Here is a 22370-nt window from a genome sequence, read left to right on the forward strand (position 1 = left end):
AAATCTACGCACCGGATAATTGTCAGGTGCGGTTACGTTATCAGGTTGTTATTTGATGATTCAACCGCGTTCGAAATGGGTACCCCCATATGGATTACCTGTCTCCGCACTCGTTTTCGGGCCGCCTCGAGCCCGCTAGAGGTAATCGGCTGTCGCCCCGTCCACACCAGGGACTACCCTGTGCATCCGTGATCACCCGCCTCTCCCGCCTGTTCCTGCGCACCCTGCGAGACGATCCCGCCGACGCCGAGGTGCCGAGCCACAAACTGCTCGTGCGCGCCGGCTACGTCCGCCGGATCGCCCCGGGTGTGTACTCGTGGCTGCCGCTGGGTCTGCGCACGCTGCGCAAGATCGAAGAGGTGGTGCGCCAGGAAATGGACGCCACCGGCGCCCAGGAGATCTCGCTGCCCGCGCTGCTGCCGCGCGAGCCCTACGAGACCACCAACCGGTGGACCGAATACGGCCCCGGCCTGTTCCGGCTCAAGGACCGCAAGGGCGGCGACTACCTGCTCGGCCCCACCCACGAGGAGCTGTTCGCGCTCACCGTGAAGGGTGAGTACAACTCGTACAAGGACCTGCCGGTCACGCTGTACCAAATCCAGACCAAGTACCGCGACGAGGAACGTCCCCGCGCGGGCATCCTGCGTGGGCGCGAATTCGTCATGAAGGACTCGTACTCCTTCGACATCGACGACGACGGCCTGACCAACAGCTACGCCACCCACCGCAAGGCCTACCAGTCGATCTTCTCGCGCCTCGGTGTCGAGTACGTGATCGTGGCCGCCACCTCCGGCGCCATGGGCGGCAGCGCCTCCGAGGAATTCCTCGCCGTCAGCCCCGTCGGCGAAGACACCTACGTGGCCTGCGCGGAGTCCGGCTACGCGGCCAACGTCGAAGCCGTGGTCACCCCCGCGCCCCCCGCGATCGCGATCGAGGGCCAGCCCGAGGCCGTGGTCCACGACACCGAGAACACCCCGACCATCGCGACCCTGGTCGACTGGGCCAACTCCGTGGACGTGCTCGGCCGCCCGGTCACCGCCGCCGACACGTTGAAGAACGTGATGGTGAAACTGCGCCACCCCGACGGCAAGACCGAGATCCTGGGCATCGGCATCCCCGGTGACCGCGAGGTCGACGACAAGCGACTGGGCGCGGCCGTCGAACCCGCCGAGGTGGAACTTCTCACCGAGGCCGACTTCGCCGCCAACCCGTTCCTGGTGAAGGGCTACATCGGCCCGAAGGGACTGGCCGCCAACGGTATTCGCTACCTCGTGGACCCCCGCGTCGTCGACGGCACCGCGTGGATCACCGGCGCCGACGTCAAGGGCAAGCACGTGGTAGGCCTTGTCGCGGGCCGCGACTTCACCCCCGACGGCACCATCGAGGCCGCCGAAGTCCGCGACGGCGACCCCTCGCCCGACGGCGCAGGCGTGCTGGTGGCAGCGCGCGGCATCGAGATCGGCCACATCTTCCAGCTCGGCCGCAAGTACACCGACGCGTTCGACGTCGACGTGCTGGGCGAGAACGGCAAGCCCGTGCGCCTGACCATGGGCTCCTACGGCATCGGCGTCTCCCGCATGGTCGCGGTGATCGCCGAACAGCAGCACGACGACAAGGGCCTGCGCTGGCCCGCCGAGGTCGCCCCGTACGACGTGCACGTGGTCATCGCGAACAAGGACGCCGCCGCCCGCGACGGCGCCGAACACGTGGTCGCCGGCCTGAACGCCGAAGGCCTGGACGTGCTGTTCGACGACCGCACCGCCTCACCCGGCGTGAAGTTCAAGGACGCCGAATTGCTCGGTATGCCATGGATTCTGGTGATCGGGCGCGGCTGGGCCGAAGGCAAGGTGGAGTTGCGCAACCGCTTCACCGGCGAAGCCGAGGAGATCCCGGCCGAGGACGCTGTCAGCACGGTGACCGCGAAGGTCCGCGGCTGAGGCTCCTTCCCGACAATTCCGACCAGCCGCGGTGACACGGAGGTTCCATTCTCGTGAAGCGCACCTCCGTGTCCGGGGCTCTGTTGGTGCCGGGCAGCGCTTCGATGGGTGGGGTTGTGGCAGGTTCGGGGTGTCATCGAGCGAGGGGCGTAGATGCGACGGCGTAGGGGACCGGTGTCCGTGCCTGCTGCGGTTTTCGGCGCAGCGGCGCTGGTGGGTGTCGCTTGTGCTGGGGTGTGGTCGTTAGGCGGAGTCGAGCTCGGAGGTGTTGACCCCGGAGCCCTTGTCGTTGCGGTGTTGGGGTTTTTGTTCGCTGTCGCGCTGGGATGGCGATCTCAGCGATCCGATCAGCTGGCACAACGGTGGAACGACACGGATGCCCATGGTGTTGTTGATCGGCTTGCACCCTCGATAGCTGCAGTAGAGGGCACTGCTCGTTCCGACCTGGTGGGTAGCAGTGGGCGGCTCGACATAAGTTTTCGATTTCGAGCGGTTCCTTCCCATAACGCGAGTGGCTCGGGATCGGAAGGGGCTCTGTCGGAGGTTGTTCGCTATTACAGCGATCTTCAGCCACGACGGGTGGTCATCGCCGGAGCCGGAGGCGCAGGGAAAACGGTACTGGCGTTGGAGCTCGTGCTCGGCCTTCTGAATGCCCGCGCTCCTGGGGATCCAGTTCCAGTCCGTATCAGTGCTCCCACCTGGAAGACGGGAGATTCGATCGGAGTGTGGCTGGTTCAGCACCTGGTCGCCGTCTATCGGATGAGTCCGGCCTCGGCCGAATCCGTAGTCCATGCCAACTTGGTCATACCTGTCGTCGATGGACTTGACGAGATGGACTCCGGTGTACTGGGATACGGCTCGAGGTCCGCCAAGTTGGTTGCAGCCCTCAACAGCTTCCAGGATCTCAACCGCCGAGCTCCGATAATTGTCACTTGCCGGACCACGCAGCTCGAAGCGTTGATCGCGGCTCGAGTGTGGGTTCACGACTCCGCGACAATCGAGATCGAACCGGTGTCGCCAGCGAAAGCGCAGCTCTACCTGAAATCCGAGGTTGTTGATGTCGAACGTTGGCAGCCGGTGCTCTCGAAGCTGGCATTCGAACCGAATGGTGCCTTGGCGACTGCATTGAGCACACCGTGGCGGCTGTCGTTGGTGCGTCGGATCTACGAGTGGCGCGACCCCGACGGCAACTTTTCACGGGAACCTGTCGACGTGGTCAGCGTGGCTACGGGCGGTTCCGATGCCGTTCGGGATCATCTGTTGGCCCTTCTGATACCTGCTGCGGTTATCGATTCGAAAACCTGTAGCTACGCACCGGCGCAAGTGGAGCGCTGGCTGACCACGTTGGCGTGCGAGTACCTGAGCAACTTAGGGGGCACGACAGTCGGCGGTGTGACCGTTTCTGGGACTGATGTTGTGCCTCATCGGTTGTGGCCGCTGGCGGGTGTGCGTCGTGTTCGAGCTGTCACCATGTTGATTGCGTGGGTTCTGCTGTCAACCGCGTTGTGTGGCGAACTGGTTCGGGCCGATCCGCGGCTATCCGCTGCGTACGTTGCGACAGTCGGTGGTTTTGGTAGTGCTGTGTTGGCGACATCGATGCTATTCGTGCTATTGAACGAGGTGGAGCCGCACCGATTCGTCTGGACTTTCACCCATAAGGTAGGCGGGAGGAAACAGCTTCGCCGAGCCATAACGGCGGCACTGTTGCTCTGGGCAGGCGTCATCGCGCTGGGATTTGCAATGATTGCTCTGTCGGATCGCGTGGTGGCCAGCTGGGCATGGGGGGCTGTACCGGCATGTGGTGCTGCGTTCGCAGTAGCCGCACTTACCCGAGACGACGCCTCAGTCGCCGCGCGGCACCCACGCGAGGTGGTCGCTGCTGACGTTCGGTTCGGCGTCTTGTTTTCTGGAGTGTCGGGTGCGCTCATGGCGGTGCTTGTCAGGGTTGCGCCCCCACCGCCGGACGTCCCCGACGATTTCGGGTTACTTGTAGGTCCCGCGCTTGGGATCGTCATCGGGTGGACGATTGCCCCGACATCGATCTATTACCTCGCAATGCTGCTCAGTACGCGGCGCTGGTCGCGTAACCCACTGCCGTGGCGCCTCGTCCGCTTTCTTGACTGGGGTCATGATTGCGGCCTGCTTCGTACTGCCGGTATCGGCTATCAATTCCGGCACCGGGAGATTCAGGATTATCTAATTCGTCAGGCGCATCTCAGCGCGACTCACAGCTAGAGTCGAGGTGGGACGGCGGTCCCGAACCTGTCCTGACAGTTCGAAATCCGTACCCGATTCTGGGCAGTGACTTACGCCTACGTAAGGGAAACCTGCAGTTAGGCGCGTTGGCGTGTGGCGGGGCGCTGATAAGTTAGCGGGCATGACGAGTTCGCCCAGCCTGTTGTTCAACCCTGCTACCTACGACCCGCAGCACTTCGACGCGGAGACTCGACGGCTGTTGCGGGCCACCATCGAGTGGTTCGAGTCCAAGGGCAAGGCGCAGTTGCTGGTCGAGGATCGCGACGCGGTGTGGACCTCGGAGTTCCTGGAGTTCGTGGGCAAGGAGAAGCTGTTCGCTACCTTCCTCACTCCGGCTGCCTACGCCGACGGTGATCCGAACAAGCGCTGGGACGCGGCGCGTAACGCGGCGCTGTCGGAGATCTTCGGGTTCTATGGCCTTGCGTACTGGTACGCGGAGCAGGTCACGATTCTGGGTCTGGGCCCGATCTGGCAGAGCGACAACGAGATCGCCAAGCGCAAGGCTGCGGCTGATCTCGATGACGGGCAGGTGATGGCGTTCGCGCTGTCCGAGCGCGATCATGGCGCCGACATCTACAACACCGATCTGATTCTCACCCCGAGCGAACCGGGTAGTGCTGACGCCGAAGCGGGAATTCTGTTTCGCGCCAACGGTGAGAAGTACTACATCGGCAACGGCAACGTGGCCTCGATGGTGTCGGTGTTCTCCCGGCGCGGCGATGTCGAAGGGCCCGAGGGCTACATCTGGTTCGCCGCGGACAGTCGGCACGACGACTACCACCTGGTCGAGAGTGTGATTCACGGCCAGATGTACGTCAGCCACTTCCGGCTGGAAAACTACCCGGTCACCGCCGCCGACGTGCTTCATGAAGGGCCGGAAGGCTTTTCGGCCGCGCTGAACACCGTGAACGTGGGCAAGTTCAACCTCTGCCACGGCAGCATCGGCATGGTCGAGCACTCGTTCTTCGAGGCCATCACCCACGCCAACAACCGCATCCTCTACGGCAACCCGGTCACCGACTTCGGGCATGTGCGCGGCAACTTCGTCGACGCCTACGCCCGCCTGATCGCGATGAAGCTGTTCAGCGACCGGGCCGTGGACTACTTCCGCAGCGCCTCCCTCGAGGACCGCCGCTACCTGCTGTTCAACCCGATGACCAAGTCCAAGGTCACCTCTGAGGGTGAGGTCGCCATGACCCTGCTGCTGGATGTGTTGGCGGCCAAGGGATTCGAGAAGGCCACCTACTTCGCGCAGGCCTCGCGCTACATCAACCACCTGCCGCGCCTCGAGGGCACCGTGCACGTGAACGTGGGCCAGATCCTGAAGTTCATGCCCAACTACCTGTTCAACCCCAAGGAATACCCGGTCATCGGCACCAACCTCGACGCCGGTGACGAGGCGTTCTTCTGGGCGCAGGGACCGGCGCGAGGCGCGGGCAAGGTGCAGTTCGCGGACTGGACCCCGCCGTACGAGCAGGCAGCCGACGTGCCCAACGTCGCCCGGTTCTACGAGCAGGCCAAGGCGCTGCAGACGCTGCTGCTCACCGCGGCACCGGATGCGGACCAGCAGAAGGACCTGGACTTCATGCTGACCATCGGCCACCTGTTCTCCACGGTGGTCTACGGGCAGCTGATCCTCGAACAGGCGCAGCTCACCGGCCTCGACCGCGATGTCGTCGACCAGATCTTCGACTTCCAGATCCGTGACTTCAACACCCAGGCCTCGGCGCTGCTGGGCAAGCCGTCGGTCACCGAAGCGCAGCGTGACTGGGCGATCGGCGCACTGCGCAGCCCGGTTGCGGACAAGGAGCGTTTCGATCGGGTGTGGCAGCAGGTCCAGGCGTACGACGGCGCGTACGCGATGCGGCCGTAGTGCAGCCATCGATCGGCTGACCGCCGTAATCACACACAACGCCTCGTTCCAGTCAGGTTTCTGAATGGGCGACGGCGGTGTGTGTGATTACGCCGGATGCCCCGGCGTAATCGTCCAAAACGGCACGTTCGGAGTCGGAATTCGGACTCGAGGACGGTGTTTTGGACGATTACGCCGGATGTGCCGAAGGTCGGGGGTTACGCCTGACCGGGGAAGGCGACGGTCCACGGGCTGGTACCCAGGATCGACTGCCAGCGGGCCCGGCGGATGGCGGCCTCGGTGAGCGCTTCGGTCGCGGTGGCGCGCACCGACTTGTCGGTCGCGTTCTCGACGACCGCGTACCACGCTGCGGCACAGTCGGTTTCGACGCTCACCGCCAGGTGGGCCGCCGGGATCGGGTCGTCGACGGGTGCGGGAGGGTCGTACGCGGCGGCGGGTGCTTCGGGGGCGGTGCCGTCCGCTTCCAGGAGTTCGATCGTGGCGTCGCGGCGGGCTCGATGCGCGGCGGTGAACTCCGCGACCAGGCGGGAGCGGTCGGTGTTGGCGTAGGCGGCGATCACGCCGTAGGAGTAGACGGCGGCGTACTCGGCGTCCAGGGCGTTCTGTAGGGCCGTGCGTTGTTCGGTCATGTCAGCAGGACTCCTGCCTGGGTGGCGCAGGCCGCACTGATCGACGCGAGAAGGCCTGCGCGGTAACCGGATTCGGTGGCAGCCAGCGTGGCGGCGGACTGTTGGGAGCGGACCAGCTGGTCACGCAACTGTGTGATGGTCACCGGCTGCTGGGCCGCGGTCTCGGCCTGTGTGGCAGGCACCGGCGAACCGTCGGGGCCGGGCACGGTCAGCGCGCCGGTGCGGCGTACGGGGGTGGTGCCGTCGCCGTACACGCCGATCACGCGGTCGATTTCGGTGCGCAGTGCGTCGGCGTGGGCGGTGCGTTCGGTGGCGATGGTGGCCAGTGTGGTGTTCGACTGCGGAGCCAGTGCGATCGCGGCGGTCGCGGCGGCGGCGTCGGCTCGGGCCAGGACCTCTTGTGCGGCAAGGGGATCCGGGGCGTGCACGGTATCGTCCTCGGCGCAGGCGGCCAGTGCGGCGACAGTCGGAATGCCGATCGCGCTCGCTGCGGCGAATCGGAATATTGTGCGACGGGGCCAAGCCGATCCGGCGTCGACCTCCACGGGGCCCATCGTTGCGGTGTCGACTCGCGCGGGGTTCGTCGATCCGGCGTCGGCTCGCACGGGGCCCAACGCTCCGGTGTCGATTCGTGCGGGGCCCATCGCTCCGGTGTCGACTTGCACGGGATCCATCGATCCGGTATCGACCTGCACCAGCCCCGCCGACGAAAGCTGCTGCGCCGCAGGCGGATACGGAACATGGACAGGCATGTGCGAGGGGGTCGCGGCGGTGGGAGTCGACGGCGGTCCGGTGACACGTTCGATCCGTGAGGTGCGGGGATCGTGCCGGTCGAGGCTCATGCCGGAAGGTCGCCCGGCATGGCGCGGGACGGGATGGCGGTGGGGCACGTGCACCATCGTGCCAGATCGCGCGCGGGGGTCTCGCGCACGCCGCGACACGGGCGGGCACGCCGAGTCGGACCGGTGCGCGGTGCACGCCGCCTAGTCCTTTACACTCTCTGAGCGCGTTACGCTAGACCTTCAGCGTAGATATTTCCGATCGCGTCACAACTGAACCAGGAGCCGCCCATATGCCGATGCCCACCGAGGAAAGGGTGAGCCAGCTAGTCGCTGAGCTCGTCGCACGCCGGGGATTCGACCTCGAGGGCGTTGCGATCGTGGCCGCGGGCAATGGTGAGTTGGCTCCGGTTCGGGTGAAGGTGACCGTCGACAGCGACGGCCCCGCCGACCTGGACGCCATCGCCGCACTCAGTCGCGATATGTCCGAACTTCTCGATGCCGCAGGCGATTTCGGCGAGTCCGCCTATCTGCTGGAAGTGACCACGCCCGGCGTGGATCGCCCGCTGACCACCGAACGGCATTGGCGCCGCGCGCAGGGCCGCAAGGTCCGCGTGAAGCTGGCCGACGGTGCCGACCGGGTCGAAGACAAAGCCCGTTTCGACGCGCGCGTGGGCCAGCTGGCCGACGACGCTGACAACCCCACCATCGCGCTCGTGCTCGGCGGCAAGAACAAGCCGCATCGCGTGCACGTGCCGCTCACCGACATCGCCGAGGCCGTCGTGCAGGTCGAGTTCAACGCACCCGGTGCCGCCGAACTCGAACTCGCGGGCGGCATCGCGCCGGGCCGCCCCGTTCCGGGCGCGGAACCGGCCGACCTCGCCGCACCAGGACAACACAGTGACACTCCCACCGAAGGGGTTGCGGAATGAATATTGAAATCGAAGCCTTGCGCGCGATCGTCGCCGACAAAGGCATCTCGATCGAGACCGTGATCTCGGCGATCGAGTCGGCACTGCTGACCGCCTACCGGCACACCGACGGCCACGAGGCCAACGCCCGCATCGACATCAACCAGAAGACCGGTGTGGTGCGCGTGATGGCGCGCGAACTCGACGCCGACGGCAACCTGGTCACCGAATGGGACGACACCCCAGAGGGTTTCGGTCGCATCGCCGCCACCACCGCCCGCCAGGTGGTGCTGCAGCGACTACGCGACGCCGAGAACGAGAAGTCGTTCGGTGATTTCGCCGCCCACGAGGGCGAGATCGTGGGCGGTGTGGTGCAGCGCGACGCCAGGGCCAACGCCCGCGGCATCGTGGTGGTGCGCATCGGCAGCGAGGCCAACGGCGCCGAGGGTCTGATCCCGCCCGCCGAGCAGGTACCCGGCGAGACCTACGAGCACGGCGATCGCATCAAGTGCTACGTCTACGGCGTCTCGCGCGGCCAGCGTGGCCCGCAGATCCAGCTCTCGCGTACGCACCCGAACCTGGTGCGTCGACTGTTCTCGCTCGAGGTGCCCGAGATCGCCGACGGGTCCGTGGAGATCGTCGCGGTGGCACGCGAGTCGGGTCACCGGTCCAAGATCGCGGTGCAGTCCACGGTGCCCGGCGTGAACGCCAAGGGTGCGTGCATCGGTCCGATGGGTCAGCGCGTGCGCAATGTGATGAGCGAACTGGCCGGCGAGAAGATCGACATCATCGACTACGACGAGGATCCCGCGACCTTCGTGGGCAACGCGCTGTCGCCGTCGAAGGTGGTATCGGTCACCGTCGTGGATCCGGAGGCCAGGGCCGCGCGCGTGGTCGTGCCGGACTTCCAGCTGTCGCTGGCGATCGGCAAGGAGGGGCAGAACGCCCGCCTGGCTGCCCGTCTGACGGGCTGGCGCATCGATATCCGCAGCGATGCCGCCCCGGAACCGGACGACTCGGTCCGGCCCGAAGCGCAGCGCGGCTGATCCGAACACGCGTCGAATCCCGGCCCGCGGATTTCATGTTCGTAACTTCCGACAGGGGAGGGTTCGTCGTTATGACCGGGTCACCGGTAGAGTGGGTACAGGACCGGCCCGCGCAATCCGTTCGCACCTGTATCGGATGCCGTCAGCGTGAGCCATCTGCCGACCTGTTGCGGATCGTGGCGCAGCATCGGAATTCCGATGTCGCGATTGTTCCCGATCCGCGGCGCAGACTTCCCGGACGGGGTGCCTGGTTGCACCCCGTTTCAGCTTGTTTGCGTTCCGCAGAGCGGCGCCGAGCATTCGGCAGAGCCTTACGAGTGTCCGGAAATCTGGATATCTCAGCCCTGGAGCAGTACCTCGAGAACAGGCACGAGCACTCATGAGCACAACGTGAAGCACCAACGATGAACGTCCGTCGGAGATAACCCGAGGTCGTGCGGGCCCGCCTTACCTAGGCGGCGTCACTGCTCGGCCTCTCAGTGAGGAGAGCAGTGGCAGGCAAGGCCCGCGTGCACGAGTTGGCTAAGGAACTCGGTGTCACAAGCAAGGAACTACTCGCGAAGCTCAAGGAGCAAGGCGAGTTCGTGAAGTCGGCGTCCTCGACGGTGGAAGCACCCGTCGCACGTCGTCTGCGCGAATCTGTCGCATCCAAGGCCGCCCCCGCGGCCGATGCGAAGTCGGCGGCCCGTCCGGGCCCGTCGACCCCCGCAGCAGCAGCACCGGCCCGTCCGGCCGGCGCCAAGCCCACCCCCGGTGGCCCGCGCCCCGGTCCGCGTCCGGCTCCGGCCGCGCCCGCCCCGGCAGCTCCTGCCGCGCCGGTCGCGCCGAAGGTCGAGGCCGCTCCGGTCGAAGCCAAGCCCGCTACCCCGGCACCCGCGAGCACCGCTGCGGCCGCCGAGCAGGCTCCGGCCACCAAGCCCGCAGGTACCCCCGCACCCGGCCCGCGTCCGGCTCCGGCCGCGCCGCGTCCGGCTCAGCAGGCTCCCGCGGCACAGACCCGTCCGGGTCAGGCAGCACCGGCCGCTCCCGGCCCGCGTCCTGCCGGTCCCGGCCCCAAGCCGGGCCCCAAGGCTCCGCGCGTGGGTAACAACCCGTTCAGCTCGGCCCCCGATCGTGAGCGTCCCGCGCCGCGTCCGGCCGGTCAGGGCCAGGGTCAGGGCGGCACTCGCCCGACTCCGGGTCAGGGCGGTCCCCGTCCCGCACCCGGTCAGGGCGGTCCTCGCCCGGCTCCCGGTCAGGGCGGTCCCCGCCCGCAGGGTGGTCAGGGCCAGCGCCCGGCCGCCGCGCAGGGCGGTGCCCCGCGTCCCGGTGGTCCCCGTCCCAACCCGGGTTCGATGCCTCCGCGTCCGAACCCCGGTGCCATGCCCGCCCGTTCGGCACGTCCCGCCCCCGGTGGCGGCGCGGGTCGTCCCGGTGGCGGCGGTCGTCCCGGTGGCGCTCCCGGCGGTGGCGGCGCAGGCCGTCCCGGTGGTGGCGCAGGCGGTGGCGGTTACCGTGGCGGCGGTGGCGGTGCCCCCGGTGCTCCCGGTGCCGGTGCTCCCGCGGCCGGTGGTTTCCGTGGTCGTCCCGGTGGCGGCGGCGGTCGTCCCGGTGGTCCCGGTGGCCGTGGTGGCGCAGCCGGTGCGTTCGGTCGTCCCGGCGGTGCTGTCCGTCGTGGTCGTAAGTCGAAGCGGGCGAAGCGCGCCGAGTACGAGAACATGCAAGCTCCCGCCGTCGGCGGCGTGCGTCTGCCCCGTGGCAACGGTGAGGTCATCCGCCTCGCCCGTGGCGCCTCGCTGTCGGACTTCGCCGAGAAGATCGACGCGAACCCCGCAGCTCTCGTGCAGGCCCTGTTCAACCTCGGCGAGATGGTCACCGCCACTCAGTCGGTGAACGACGAGACCCTCGAGCTGCTCGGCGGCGAGATGAACTACGTCGTGCACGTGGTCAGCCCCGAGGACGAAGATCGCGAACTGCTGCAGTCGTTCGACCTCACCTACGGCGAAGACGCCGGCGGCGAAGACGATCTCGAGCACCGTCCGCCGGTCGTGACCGTCATGGGTCACGTCGACCACGGTAAGACCCGACTGCTGGACACGATCCGTAAGGCCAACGTCGCTGAGGGCGAGGCCGGTGGCATCACCCAGCACATCGGTGCCTACCAGGTGCTCACCAACCTCAACGACGAAGAGCGTCTGATCACCTTCATCGACACCCCGGGTCACGAGGCGTTCACCGCCATGCGTGCGCGTGGTGCGAAGGCCACCGATATCGCGATCCTCGTGGTCGCGGCCGACGACGGCGTCATGCCGCAGACGGTGGAAGCGATCAACCACGCACAGGCCGCTGATGTGCCGATCGTTGTCGCGATCAACAAGATCGACAAAGAGGGTGCGAACCCGGACAAGATCAAGCAGCAGCTCACCGAGTACGGCCTGGTCACCGAGGAATATGGCGGCGACACCATGTTCGTCAACATCTCGGCCAAGCAGGGCACCAACATCGATCAGCTGCTCGAAGCAGTGCTGCTGACCGCGGATGCCTCGCTCGACCTGCGGGCCAACCCGGACATGGACGCCCAGGGTGTCGCCATCGAGGCGCACCTCGACCGCGGCCGTGGCCCCGTTGCCACCGTGCTCATCCAGCGCGGCACCCTGCGCGTCGGTGACTCGATCGTGGCGGGCGACGCTTACGGTCGCGTCCGTCGCATGGTCGACGAGCACGGCGCGGACGTCCACGCGGCGACCCCGTCGCGTCCGGTCCAGGTCATCGGTTTCACCAGCGTCCCCGGCGCTGGTGACAACCTGATCGTGGTCGAGGAAGACCGCATCGCCCGTCAGATCGCCGATCGCCGCAATGCGCGTAAGCGCAACGCACTGGCCGCTCGCAGCCGCAAGCGGATCAGCCTGGAAGATCTGGATGCCGCACTGAAGGAGACTTCGGAGCTCAACCTGATCCTCAAGGGCGACAACTCCGGTACCGTCGAGGCCCTCGAAGAGGCGCTGCTCGGTATCGAGATCGACGACGAGGTGCGTCTGCGCGTCATCGACCGCGGTGTCGGTGGCGTCACCGAGACCAACGTCAACCTGGCGTCGGCCTCCAACGCGATCATCATCGGCTTCAACGTCCGCGCGGAGGGCAAGGCCACTGAGCTGGCCAACCGCGAAGGCGTGGATATCCGGTACTACTCGGTCATCTACCAGGCGATCGACGAGATCGAAAAGGCCCTCAAGGGCATGCTCAAGCCGATCTACGAAGAGGTCGAGCTGGGCCGCGCGGAGATCCGTGCGATCTTCCGCTCGTCCAAGATCGGCAACATCGCCGGTTGCATGGTGCTGTCGGGTTCGGTCAAGCGCAACGCCAAGGCGCGCCTGATCCGCGACGGTCGAGTGATCGCCGAGACGATGACCATCTCCTCGCTCAAGCGGGAGAAGGACGACGCCACCGAGGTGCGCGAAGGTTTCGAGTGCGGTCTGACCGTCACCTACAGCGACATCAAGGACGGCGACATCATCGAGGCTTACGAGCTTCGTGAAAAGCCGCGCGACTGATAAAACGCAACACCGCTTCGCACGCCGCATCCGAATTCTCGGGTGCGGCGTGCGGGCGTACAACCCCCACAACACACACAGGAGGTGAGCACCGCTGTTCATTGGTGCGCTCGAATTCGATCTGTTGCTCGGTGACGTGCATTCGCTCAAAGAGAAGCGGTCGGTGATCCGGCCGATCCTGTCTGAGCTGCAAAAACGCTTCGGCGTGAATGCCGCGGAAGCCGGAGATCAGGACCTACACCGCCGGGCATTGCTCGGGGTGGCCATGGTCAGTGCGGAGACGGGACACCTGAACGAGGTGCTCGACAAGTGTGAGCGGCACGTTGCCGCGCGTCCGGAGATAGAGTTGCTGGCAGTACGCCGCCGCGTCTTCGGGCCCGAAGACTGAGTTAGAGGAGGATTCCCATGGTGGATCAAGCCAGGGCACGCCGACTCGCCAAGCGGATTTCCGCGATCGTGGCGACCGCGATCGAATACGAGATCAAGGATCCGCGACTGCGGTTCGTCACCGTCACCGATTGCAAGGTGAGCGGCGATCTGCGCGAGGCGAATGTCTATTACACGGTGATGGGTGAAACCATCGACGCCGAACCCGACTACCCCGAGGCCGCCGCGGGGCTGGACGCGGCCAAGGGCGTGTTGCGGTCCAAGGTGGGCGCGGGCACCGGCGTGAAATTCACGCCGATCCTGTCGTTCACCCTGGACAAGGTGCCCGAGGTGGCGCGGGAGATGGAAGAGCTGCTGGCTCGGGCTCGCGCCATCGACGACGAGGTGGCCAAGGTCGCCGCCAACGCCAAGCACGCGGGCGACGCGGACCCGTACAAGGTCGATCGCGACGACGAGGACGAGTAGGCAGGCATGTCCGGTCAGCGCCCGGTAGCTCGAGTGACCACGCGGGGTGCGCAAGCGCGCCCCGCGGGCACCGCCCTGTCGGGCGCAGGACCGGTGGACGCCGGATGACCAGCGTCCGCGACGGGACCGAACTGGACGCCGCCGTCGCCGCACTGGCGGCGGCGCGTTCGGTGACCATCCTGTGCCACGTGCAGCCCGACGCCGACACCGTCGGCAGCGGGCTGGCGCTGGCCTTGGCCCTGCATCGGCGCGACGTACCGGTGTGCGTGTCCTTCGCCGAGCCCGCAGAGCTGCCCGCGTCGTTGCGCACGCTGCCGGGCGTGGAGCTCGTCTTGCCGCCCGCGCAGGTGCCCGACGAGGTCGATCTGCTGATCGTCGTCGACTGCGGTGCGCGCAGCCGTCTCGGTGCGCTCGCCGACCGATTGCCCGGCGCGACAACGACATTGGTGATCGATCATCACCGCGCCAACGACGGCTTCGGCACCGTCGACCTGATCGACGAAACCGCGGCCTCGACCACCGAACTGGTCACCCGCCTGCTCGACGCGTGGGGTGTGCCGATCGACGCCGCCATCGCACACTGCCTGTTCGCGGGACTGGTCACCGACACCGGCTCGTTCCGCTGGGCACGCCCCGGCAGTCACGCCATGGCCGAGCGTCTCCTGGCGACGGGCATCGACGGCACCGAGATCACCCGTGTCCTGCTCGACACCCACCCCTATGCCTGGCTGCCGATGCTGTCGAAGGTGCTGTCCTCCGCTGTGGTCGTGCCGCAGGCCGCGGGCGTGGGCCTGGTCTACGCGCTGGTTCGTGCCGCCGACACCCATGACGTGGGGCCCGAAGAAGTCGAAAGCGTCATCGACGTCATCCGCACGACTTCCGAGGCGGGGATCGCCGCCGTCTTCAAGGAAGCTCGCGGCCAGAACGACCGCTGGACCGTCTCCCTGCGTTCCCGCGACTCCGCGCCCGGCCTGACCGATGGCGTCGACGTCGCCGCAGTGGCCAGTGGATTCGGCGGTGGCGGTCATCGGTTCGCCGCCGGGTACACCACTTATGGCGACCCGGATGGCGTTGTGCGCGCGTTGGTTACTGCGTTGGGCTGATTCGCGGGGTGGAAACCACGCTGAGCGGACAAAACTTAGCTCAACGGTCGAGAATTCGACTGTTTTCGCGATTAGTGGGCGCTCAGCGTGGTCGCGTTGGTGCGCAACCGAAGGGCGAGGGGTACGCCCAGGATCGTGGTGGTGGCGCAGAGCACGAAAGCCCAGGCCGGGGTGTCCACCAGCAGGCCGGTGAGGCCCGCCACGACCAGGCCGCCGAGGTTGCCGGTCATCCAGATCAGGCCTGCCGCAGTGCCTTCGGCGGTGCCGGTGTGGCGTTCGGCCATGGCCAGCACGATCGGCAGGGCGGGCAGCAGGGTCAGGCCGATCAGGACGAAGGCCAGGAAGCCGGTGGCCAGGTTGGGGGCGACGGCAACCAGCAGGCAGGCGGCGGCGCTGGCGGTGAGGCCGACCATGACGGCGGGCAGCTCGATACCGCGACGCAGCACCGCGACCGGGATCACCGCGCACCCGACCACGCCCGCCAGGACATTCACCAGCAGCACGATGCTGGCCGAGTCCGCGCTGACGCCGGCGGGTTCCAGCAGGGCTTGGCCGTAGGTCGCCAGGGCCACGAAGGTGCCGAAGGGGAAGAACACGGTCAGGCACAGTCGCCGCACGTAGGAGTCGCCGATGGTGGCTCGCACGGCCGCGAGCGAGGTCGAGGTGCTCGCGGCGGGTCCGGTGCCCGCGCGCATCAATTCGACGGTCAGTGCGATCGCGGCGACGGCGGCGAAGATCGTGCCGACCGCGGCCAGCGTGGTGAGCTGGCTTTCCGCGGGCAGGGCGGCGCCGAGCAGGAACGCGGCCGTCATGCCTGCGAAGGTGCTCGCGGTGCCGATCGCGATGCCGGTGGGGCGGTCCTTCTCGTCGAGGTAGTGACCGGCGATGCCGGTGATCGCGTTGAGCACCAGGGGTTGGGCGATCGCGACGACGGTTTGGCCGACCAGCACCATCACGAATCCGTCGTCGACCAGGCGCAACGCGGCGCCGATCGCGGTGAGGGCGGCACCGGCGATCAGGCTCGGCCGGAACCAGCGGTCCAGCATGATCCCGGCGGGGATGGCCAGCACGACGTAGAGCAGCGGGAACATGTTCGCCAGCCACCCGATCGCCGACTCGGAGACGCCGAAGTGCTCCGCGGCCACGGTGGTCACCGGCGCGTAGGTGAGCCATACGAGTTGGGTCGCCGCGCCGACCAGGGCGAATGCCGTGATCACCCGCCATCGCTGCACAAACGCCATGGGTGGTCCTGAGTCTTTTCGGGCGAACTCGGTTCGCGGGGTACTGCCCGAGCTGGGCAGGTGACCAGTATCACCGGTTGGGGGGCTGCCGTCCACATTTCGCGGGACTTCGTCGTATCGAGGCTGCGGGCGTATTCGTTCGGCCCTGTGCGACTGGCTTCGGTTGGTTAGGGTCAGAGCCTGGCTGTTGGGCTGACGTGTGGAGGCGATGTGGTGTCGAGGTGGGCCGGGTTGGCGTTGACGGCGTTGCTGGTCACGCTCGGTGGGTCGGTCGCGCAGGCCGCGCCGGACTCGACCGGGCAGCTGCTCGGGCGCACGGTGCAGGAACCAGGGTGGGGTACGTGGAATCGTGCATCGATTCTCGAGTACCGCACGGAAGGTCCTGTCGGCGAGACGGTTTCGGCTTCGGGGTTGCTGTTGCTGCCCGACTCGCCCGCTCCTGCCGATGGCTATCGGGTGGTTGCCTGGGATCACCCGACCATGGGTTTGGCCGGGCATTGCGGCATCACCACGTCCCGCGGTGTCCAGGAACAGGCCATCATGCAGGCGTTTCTCGATCGAGGATGGGCCGTTGTCGCGCCGGATTACCTGGGTCTGTCACCGAACTCGACGTTCCCGCACCCCTATCTACACACGCGCACCGAGGCGACCTCGACCATCGATCTGGTCCGCGCGGCCCGCGCCGCCGAGCCCGCACTGTCGACGACCTGGGCTGTGGTCGGGGCATCGCAGGGTGGACACGCGGCCCTGGCCACCGGCAGCATCGCGCCGCAGTACGCGCCGGAGCTGGATTTTCGCGGAACCGCTGCCATGGCACCGGAGTCCAACTTCGAAACTGTGTTCGCGCAGATCAGCCCCGCGACCACGAATTTCCCGATGGAGGACAAGCTGATCGGCCCGTTCGCGGGGATGTTGGCCGGGCTCAGGCTCACCCGTTCTGATATCGACGTGAACAGGATTCTCACGCCCACGGGCCGCGCACTTGTCGATGCCATCGCGTCCAGTTGCGTCGAGGATTTCGACCGAGTCGCCGCTGGTACCACTTTCGGCACGATGCTCGCCGCGCCCGTTTCCGAGATCGGCGAGGCTCTGCGCGCGTACATGGCCGCGCCGACTCGCTTCGAACAACCCTTGTTGATCACGCACGGGGCCACGGACATGGTGGTGCCGCTGCCCATGACGTTGGCCTACCTGGCCCAATTGCAGGCGGCGGGAACCGATTACGAGTTCGACGTGCACACGGTGGGTCACAGCGAGATCGAAGTGGTCTCGCGCGACAGTGTGCTGGAGTTCGTCGGAAACCTGTTCGCCCGGCCCTGACCTGGGGCGCAGCGTGGCCGGTCCGAAGTTGTCGGTGGGGTGTGCCACGATCGGCAGGTCGGTAGCGTTCGCGCCGATCGGTCCTAGGGACGGTGGTGGGTGTGGGGACTGCGAAGTCGATAGACGACACCGTTGAGACGGTCGGCCCGGCGCGCATTCTCGGGATCGCGGTGCCCACGTTGGGGGTGTTGGTCGCCGAGCCGCTGTACTTGCTGTTCGATATCGCGGTGGTCGGCAGGTTGGGTGCGCTGGCATTGGCCGGGCTCGCGGTGGGGGCGGTGATTCTCGGGACGGTGAGTACGCAGCTCACGTTCCTGTCCTATGGAACGACGGCGCGCGCGGCCCGCAGACATGGTGCGGGGGACCGGACCGGCGCTGTCGAGGAAGGTGTGCAGGCCAGCTGGGTGGGGTTGGCGGTCGGTGCGGTGATCGTGGCGGTGATCCAATTGTTCGCGGCACCACTGTGTTCGGTGCTGTCCGGTGGCGGGGAAATTGCCGGGGAAGCGTTGGTCTGGGTGCGGATCGCGATCTTCGGGGTGCCGTTGATTCTGTTGGCCATGGCGGGTAACGGGTGGATGCGTGGGGTGCAGGACGTCCGCAGACCGCTGACCTATGTTGTTGTGGGGCTGGCACTTTCGGCTGTGCTGTGCCCGGTGCTGGTGTACGGATTACTCGGCGCGCCGCGCATGGAACTGGCCGGTTCCGCGGTGGCGAACCTCGTCGGCCAGTCGGTCTCAGGAGTCTTGTTCGCCTATGCGCTGCTGCGCGAACGGGTTTCGCTACGTCCGCAACTCGCGGTGATGCGCGCCCAACTGGTCCTCGGCCGTGACCTCATCGTCCGCAGCCTGTCCTTCCAGATCTGCTTCGTCTCCGCCGCCGCCGTAGCCGCCCGCTTCGGCGCCGCCTCCGTGGCCGCCCACCAAGTAGTCCTGCAATTGTGGAATTTCCTTGCCCTGACCCTGGATTCGCTGGCCATCGCCGCCCAAACCCTGGTCGGCGCGGCCCTGGGCGCGAGCAATGTCCACGGCGCCAAAGCAATCGCCCGCCGCGTCACCGTCTGGTCCGTCCTGTTCGCCTTATTCCTGGCCGCAGTCTTCGCCGCAGGCGCGAACGTGATCCCCCTGCTGTTCACCGACGACGCCCAGGTCCTGGACCGCACCCACGTCATCTGGTGGTTCTTCGTAGCGATGATCCCCGTCGCCGGCGCCGTCTTCGCCCTCGACGGCGTCCTCCTGGGCGCAGGCGACGCCGCCTACCTCCGCACCACCACCCTGGCCGCCGCCCTCACCGGCTTCCTACCCCTGATCTGGCTCTCCCTGATCTTCGACTGGGGTGTGGCCGGAATCTGGACAGGTTTAGTCGCGTTCATGCTGCTGCGATTGATCGCGGTCGTCGCGCGAGCGAGGTCGGGTCGGTGGGCCACCGTGGGCGCGGAGGTGCCGAGCGGAGCGGCGTAGAGACGCGGTGTTCGCGTGGGTCGCCATGGTGCATGACCCGGCCGATGAGTCGTGTGCCACTGTGGACAGGTGATTCCGAAGTTGATGGCGGTCAGTGATGTGCATGTGGGGCATCAGGGGAATAGGCCTGTGGTGGAGCAGATCCAGCCTGATTCGCCCGAGGACTGGTTGATCGTTGCCGGGGATGTGGGGGAGAAGGCCGAGGAGGTGCGGTGGGCGCTGGGGTTGTTGCGTAGCCGGTTCGCCAAGGTGATCTGGGTGCCGGGCAATCACGAGTTGTGGACCACGCCGAAGGATCCGGTGCAGATGCACGGGGCCGCGCGGTACGACTATCTGGTGGCGATGTGTCGTGACCTGGATGTCGTGACGCCGGAGGATCCGTTTCCGGTGTGGACGGGGTCGGGTGCGGAGAAGTACGGCGGGCAGGTCACCCTCGCGCCGATGTTTCTGCTGTACGACTACTCGTGGCGGCCCGCGGGCACGAAGACCAAGGCGGAGGGTTTGGCGCTGGCGCGCGAACGCAATGTCGTGGCGACCGACGAGTTCCTGCTGACCCCCGACCCGTACCTCACCCGCGACGCCTGGTGCCACGCCCGCGTCCAGTACACCCAGCGCCGCCTCGACGCGCTGCCGCCGGAAACCCCGCTGGTGATGATCAACCACTTCCCCCTGGTCCGCCAGCCCACGGAAATCCTGTTCTACCCCGAATTCTCCCTCTGGTGCGGCACCGACCTGACCGCCGACTGGCACACCAGCTACAACGTGGTCTGCTCGGTCTACGGCCACCTCCACATCCCCCGCACCACCTACTACGACGGCGTCCGCTTCGAAGAGGTCTCGCTGGGCTACCCCCGCGAATGGAAGCGCCGAGGCGTCCCGGATCCGCTCCTGCGCCAAATCCTGCCCGAACCCACCTACGCCGAAGGCGACTTGAATGCCTGGGGCGGCCATTTCAAGGTCACCCCGGAAATGGAAGCCGCGGCCGAGGAAATGCGCGCGAAGGCGGAACGCAGAAGAGGCATCTAGAAGCAAATTTGCACGAAATCCCACCACCTGATTTCGTAAGCACAGAGGTAGTTCACCGGGCACGAGCAAACCCGCCCACCCCCGGTACCGCCAGACGTCAACGCTGCGCAACCAGCACCTGGAGTCTGGCTTGAATACGCGGAGAGGCGGACAAGCTTTGCTGGAGAGGATTTTGCCGAGAAGTGTCGCTTCGGCGGAGCTCTTGGCGTTCCCGGAGGAATTGACGGCGCACCCCGCCGAAGAACACCTGATCGCCAAGTCCGTCGAGAAGCGTCGCCGCGATTTCATCGGCGCCCGGCACTGTGCCCGCCTTGCTCTCGAGGAACTCGGTGAGAAGCCCGTCGCGATCGGCAAGGGGGAGCGCGGAATGCCGCTGTTCCCGCGCGGCATCGTCGGCAGCCTCACCCATTGCGACGGCTACCGCGCGGCCGCGATGGCGCACGCGCTGCGTTTCCGTTCGGTGGGCATCGATGCCGAACCGCACGGTCCGCTGCCCGACGGCGTGCTCGATTCGGTCAGCCTGCCCGCCGAGCGCGAGTGGCTGGCTGCCACCCCCGGCGAGGGGCTGCACCTGGATCGACTGTTGTTCTGCGCCAAGGAGGCCACCTACAAGGCCTGGTTCCCGCTGACCCTGCGCTGGCTGGGTTTCGAGGACGCGCACATCACGTTCGAGATCGATTCCCGCACAGCGGATTCGGGATCGGGAACCTTTCACACGGAACTGCTCGTGCCGGGCCTGACCAACGACGGCGGCGCCCCGCTGACGAAGTTCGACGGCAGCTGGTTGATCGCCGACGGGCTGATCCTGACCGCGATCGCGCACGTCTGATGGCGGCGCGGGTATCGCGGGTCGGCGAGCTCGGCGGTCTGGTGATCGTCGACAAAGACAGTGGACTCACCAGCCACGATGTGGTGGCGCGCAGCCGAAAGATCTTGCAAACCAAGAAGGTCGGGCACGCGGGCACCCTGGACCCGATGGCCACCGGTGTGCTGGTGCTCGGGGTGGAGCGGGCCACGAAACTGCTCGGCCAGCTGCTGCTCACCACCAAGGCCTACACCGCGACGATCCGGCTCGGACAAGCCACGAACACCGATGACGCCGAAGGCGAAGTCATCGCGACGACCCCCGCGCTGCACGTCACCGACGAGGCGATCGCCGCCGGTGTCGCCGCCCTGACCGGTGACATCGAGCAGGTGCCCGCCACCGTGAGCGCCATCAAAGTCGACGGCGAACGCGCCTACGCCCGCGTCCGTGCGGGCGAAGAGGTGCAGTTGGCCGCCCGCCCGGTCACGGTGTCGCGCTTCGACATTCTGGCCCGACGCGACGTGGATGACTTCGTCGACCTCGACGTAGATGTCGAATGCACCTCCGGCACCTACATCCGAGCCCTGGCCCGCGACCTCGGCGCCGCCCTCGGCGTAGGCGGCCACCTGACCGCGTTGCGCCGCACCAGAGTCGGCCCCTTCACCCTCGAACACGCCCGCACCCTCGAACAACTCGCCGCCGCCGCCGAAGCCGACCAGCCCCTGCTGAGCCTCGACGTCGACACCGCCGTCAAAACCGCGTTCCCCCTCCGCGACATCGACGAATCCCAAGCCACCGACTTGCGCACCGGCCGCTGGCTCGACCCCGTCGGCATCAAAGGCGTCTATGCCGCCATCGATCCCCGCGGTCGAGCCATCGCCCTGCTCCAGGAAAGCGGCAAACGCGCGGGTTCGGTCATCGTGGTGCGCCCGCGCGGAATCGGCGACTGACCTCACGGGTCGGTTGGCCGACTCGTAGTCCGGCCTAATCGACCAATCCGCCGCCTCGTAACCCGAAAAACTGGTTCAGGGAGGGCGAATTGGTCGATTACGCCGGATCGTCGCCGGGGGTGAGGGGTGGTCGGCGCTGCCGAATCGGTAACGCCGCGCGTCTCGACGGTCATGCGAGCTGAGCGATCCCGACGAAAGATGTTGTCCTACAGCGTCTTAGGGGATGTCCGCGAGCGATGCGGATCTGCGGTGGAGTCCAGATCGATCCGGACCGTGAGCAGATCCGTGCCGAGCATGCGCACCATCATGCTGTTGAACCGGGGTAGCTCGCGAAGCCGAGCGCGTGCGTCATCGGCGGGAAGCGGGTGGGCGGTGCCGGTGTGCCAGCGGAAGCGAAGGCGCAGCCGGACCTGCGGATTCGCCTCGATGTTGCGAACGTAGGCCGAGGCTGCGCCGTGGTCGCTGACCAGCCAGAACGAGTCACCCACGCGCGTGCCGCCGATCGGCGTCCGGCGCGCGAGACCGGTCCGGCGGCCGGTGGTCTCGAGCAGGGCCGAGCCCGGCATCGCCCGCCCGCCCATACCGGGCGCAAACGAAACGACCGGGGCGAACCCCGACGACGTGGAGCTGCTGGTAGATCAAGCGTTCGGCGTGC

Annotated in this window: 19 protein-coding genes; 15 read left to right on the forward strand and 4 right to left on the reverse strand. The window is 67.0% G+C overall.

The window, feature by feature from the left end; all coding sequences use genetic code 11:
* The first annotated feature begins 188 nt into the window (after window positions 1–188).
* The 3 genes from ACFWVD_RS05855 (at window position 189) to ACFWVD_RS05865 (ending at window position 6066) form a co-directional block, all read left to right on the forward strand.
* Window positions 189–1937, forward strand: a complete 1749-nt coding sequence (locus tag ACFWVD_RS05855; RefSeq protein ID WP_379240794.1) for a proline--tRNA ligase — start codon at window positions 189–191, stop codon at window positions 1935–1937.
* Window positions 1938–2516: 579 nt separating this feature from the next.
* Window positions 2517–4172: a hypothetical protein gene (locus tag ACFWVD_RS05860; protein ID WP_379240795.1), complete on the forward strand. Its 1656-nt coding sequence runs from the start codon at window positions 2517–2519 to the stop codon at window positions 4170–4172.
* 142 nt (window positions 4173–4314) lie between these two features.
* The gene (locus ACFWVD_RS05865; protein ID WP_379240796.1) at window positions 4315–6066 is read left to right on the forward strand and encodes an acyl-CoA dehydrogenase family protein; all 1752 of its coding nucleotides are present in this window, start codon (window positions 4315–4317) and stop codon (window positions 6064–6066) included.
* Between the two features lie 197 nt (window positions 6067–6263).
* Here the strand turns inward: ACFWVD_RS05865 and ACFWVD_RS05870 are convergent, their stop codons facing one another.
* Both ACFWVD_RS05870 and ACFWVD_RS05875 read right to left on the reverse strand, forming a co-directional pair.
* Entirely contained in the window at window positions 6264–6695 is a 432-nt protein-coding gene (locus ACFWVD_RS05870; RefSeq protein ID WP_379240797.1) for a ferritin-like domain-containing protein, read from the reverse strand.
* Window positions 6692–7537, reverse strand: a complete 846-nt coding sequence (locus ACFWVD_RS05875) for a hypothetical protein (protein ID WP_379240799.1) — start codon at window positions 7535–7537, stop codon at window positions 6692–6694. The genes ACFWVD_RS05870 and ACFWVD_RS05875 overlap by 4 nt, the downstream gene beginning before the upstream one ends.
* A 230-nt stretch (window positions 7538–7767) precedes the next feature.
* Here ACFWVD_RS05875 and rimP point away from each other — a divergent pair, with 230 nt between their 5' ends.
* The 7 genes from rimP to ACFWVD_RS05910 all read left to right on the forward strand — a co-directional run bounded on the left by rimP (window position 7768) and on the right by ACFWVD_RS05910 (window position 14916).
* Entirely contained in the window at window positions 7768–8406 is a 639-nt protein-coding gene (gene rimP, locus ACFWVD_RS05880) for a ribosome maturation factor RimP (protein WP_379240800.1), read from the forward strand.
* A complete protein-coding gene (gene nusA, locus ACFWVD_RS05885) occupies window positions 8403–9431 on the forward strand; it encodes a transcription termination factor NusA (protein WP_379240801.1) in 1029 nt (342 codons plus the stop codon). Before rimP ends, nusA begins: the two co-directional genes overlap by 4 nt.
* 71 nt (window positions 9432–9502) lie before the next feature.
* Window positions 9503–9814, forward strand: coding sequence for a YlxR family protein (locus tag ACFWVD_RS05890; protein WP_379240802.1), 312 nt, complete (start codon window positions 9503–9505; stop codon window positions 9812–9814).
* A gap of 108 nt (window positions 9815–9922) precedes the next feature.
* Entirely contained in the window at window positions 9923–12961 is a 3039-nt protein-coding gene (infB, locus tag ACFWVD_RS05895) for a translation initiation factor IF-2 (RefSeq protein WP_379240803.1), read from the forward strand.
* Between the two features lie 94 nt (window positions 12962–13055).
* Window positions 13056–13349: a DUF503 domain-containing protein gene (locus ACFWVD_RS05900; protein ID WP_379240986.1), complete on the forward strand. Its 294-nt coding sequence runs from the start codon at window positions 13056–13058 to the stop codon at window positions 13347–13349.
* A gap of 17 nt (window positions 13350–13366) precedes the next feature.
* On the forward strand, window positions 13367–13813 hold the full coding sequence (gene rbfA, locus ACFWVD_RS05905) for a 30S ribosome-binding factor RbfA (protein ID WP_379240804.1): 447 nt from the start codon (window positions 13367–13369) through the stop codon (window positions 13811–13813).
* Between the two features lie 104 nt (window positions 13814–13917).
* Window positions 13918–14916 carry a bifunctional oligoribonuclease/PAP phosphatase NrnA gene (locus ACFWVD_RS05910; protein ID WP_379240805.1) on the forward strand — a complete coding sequence of 333 codons (999 nt, stop codon included), beginning with the start codon at window positions 13918–13920 and terminating at the stop codon, window positions 14914–14916.
* A 71-nt stretch (window positions 14917–14987) separates the two neighbouring features.
* Here ACFWVD_RS05910 and ACFWVD_RS05915 read toward each other — a convergent pair whose 3' ends face one another.
* Window positions 14988–16157: an MFS transporter gene (locus tag ACFWVD_RS05915; protein WP_379240806.1), complete on the reverse strand. Its 1170-nt coding sequence runs from the start codon at window positions 16155–16157 to the stop codon at window positions 14988–14990.
* Window positions 16158–16367: 210 nt separating this feature from the next.
* Between ACFWVD_RS05915 and ACFWVD_RS05920 the strand changes: the two genes are divergently transcribed.
* From ACFWVD_RS05920 to truB, 5 genes are all read left to right on the forward strand, one after another.
* Window positions 16368–17477 (forward strand): lipase family protein, encoded by a 1110-nt coding sequence (locus ACFWVD_RS05920; RefSeq protein WP_379240807.1) that lies wholly within the window; start codon window positions 16368–16370, stop codon window positions 17475–17477.
* Window positions 17478–17596: 119 nt separating this feature from the next.
* Window positions 17597–18934, forward strand: coding sequence for an MATE family efflux transporter (locus tag ACFWVD_RS05925; RefSeq protein WP_379240987.1), 1338 nt, complete (start codon window positions 17597–17599; stop codon window positions 18932–18934).
* A gap of 69 nt (window positions 18935–19003) precedes the next feature.
* Window positions 19004–19960, forward strand: a complete 957-nt coding sequence (locus ACFWVD_RS05930; RefSeq protein WP_379240808.1) for a metallophosphoesterase family protein — start codon at window positions 19004–19006, stop codon at window positions 19958–19960.
* Window positions 19961–20117: 157 nt separating this feature from the next.
* On the forward strand, window positions 20118–20789 hold the full coding sequence (gene npt / locus ACFWVD_RS05935; protein WP_379240809.1) for a 4'-phosphopantetheinyl transferase Npt: 672 nt from the start codon (window positions 20118–20120) through the stop codon (window positions 20787–20789).
* The gene (truB, locus tag ACFWVD_RS05940) at window positions 20789–21715 is read left to right on the forward strand and encodes a tRNA pseudouridine(55) synthase TruB (RefSeq protein ID WP_379240810.1); all 927 of its coding nucleotides are present in this window, start codon (window positions 20789–20791) and stop codon (window positions 21713–21715) included. Before npt ends, truB begins: the two co-directional genes overlap by 1 nt.
* 206 nt (window positions 21716–21921) lie before the next feature.
* On the opposite strand, the gene ACFWVD_RS05945 is transcribed toward truB, so the two are convergent.
* The gene (locus tag ACFWVD_RS05945) at window positions 21922–22296 is read right to left on the reverse strand and encodes a nitroreductase/quinone reductase family protein (protein WP_379240811.1); all 375 of its coding nucleotides are present in this window, start codon (window positions 22294–22296) and stop codon (window positions 21922–21924) included.
* Between the last annotated feature and the right edge of the window lie 74 nt (window positions 22297–22370).

The organism is Nocardia sp. NPDC058666, assembly GCF_042714895.1.
Classification (GTDB): Bacteria; Actinomycetota; Actinomycetes; order Mycobacteriales; family Mycobacteriaceae; genus Nocardia.

Coding starts and splice junctions, on each gene's coding strand:
- ACFWVD_RS05915 (WP_379240806.1), bottom strand. CDS start 16,157: ATGGCGTTTGTGCAGCGATGGCGGGTGATCACGGCATTCGCCCTGGTC.
- rbfA (WP_379240804.1), top strand. CDS start 13,367: ATGGTGGATCAAGCCAGGGCACGCCGACTCGCCAAGCGGATTTCCGCG.
- nusA (WP_379240801.1), top strand. CDS start 8,403: ATGAATATTGAAATCGAAGCCTTGCGCGCGATCGTCGCCGACAAAGGC.
- ACFWVD_RS05890 (WP_379240802.1), top strand. CDS start 9,503: ATGACCGGGTCACCGGTAGAGTGGGTACAGGACCGGCCCGCGCAATCC.
- ACFWVD_RS05865 (WP_379240796.1), top strand. CDS start 4,315: ATGACGAGTTCGCCCAGCCTGTTGTTCAACCCTGCTACCTACGACCCG.
- rimP (WP_379240800.1), top strand. CDS start 7,768: ATGCCGATGCCCACCGAGGAAAGGGTGAGCCAGCTAGTCGCTGAGCTC.
- ACFWVD_RS05910 (WP_379240805.1), top strand. CDS start 13,918: ATGACCAGCGTCCGCGACGGGACCGAACTGGACGCCGCCGTCGCCGCA.
- truB (WP_379240810.1), top strand. CDS start 20,789: ATGGCGGCGCGGGTATCGCGGGTCGGCGAGCTCGGCGGTCTGGTGATC.
- ACFWVD_RS05870 (WP_379240797.1), bottom strand. CDS start 6,695: ATGACCGAACAACGCACGGCCCTACAGAACGCCCTGGACGCCGAGTAC.
- ACFWVD_RS05945 (WP_379240811.1), bottom strand. CDS start 22,296: ATGGGCGGGCGGGCGATGCCGGGCTCGGCCCTGCTCGAGACCACCGGC.
- ACFWVD_RS05875 (WP_379240799.1), bottom strand. CDS start 7,537: ATGAGCCTCGACCGGCACGATCCCCGCACCTCACGGATCGAACGTGTC.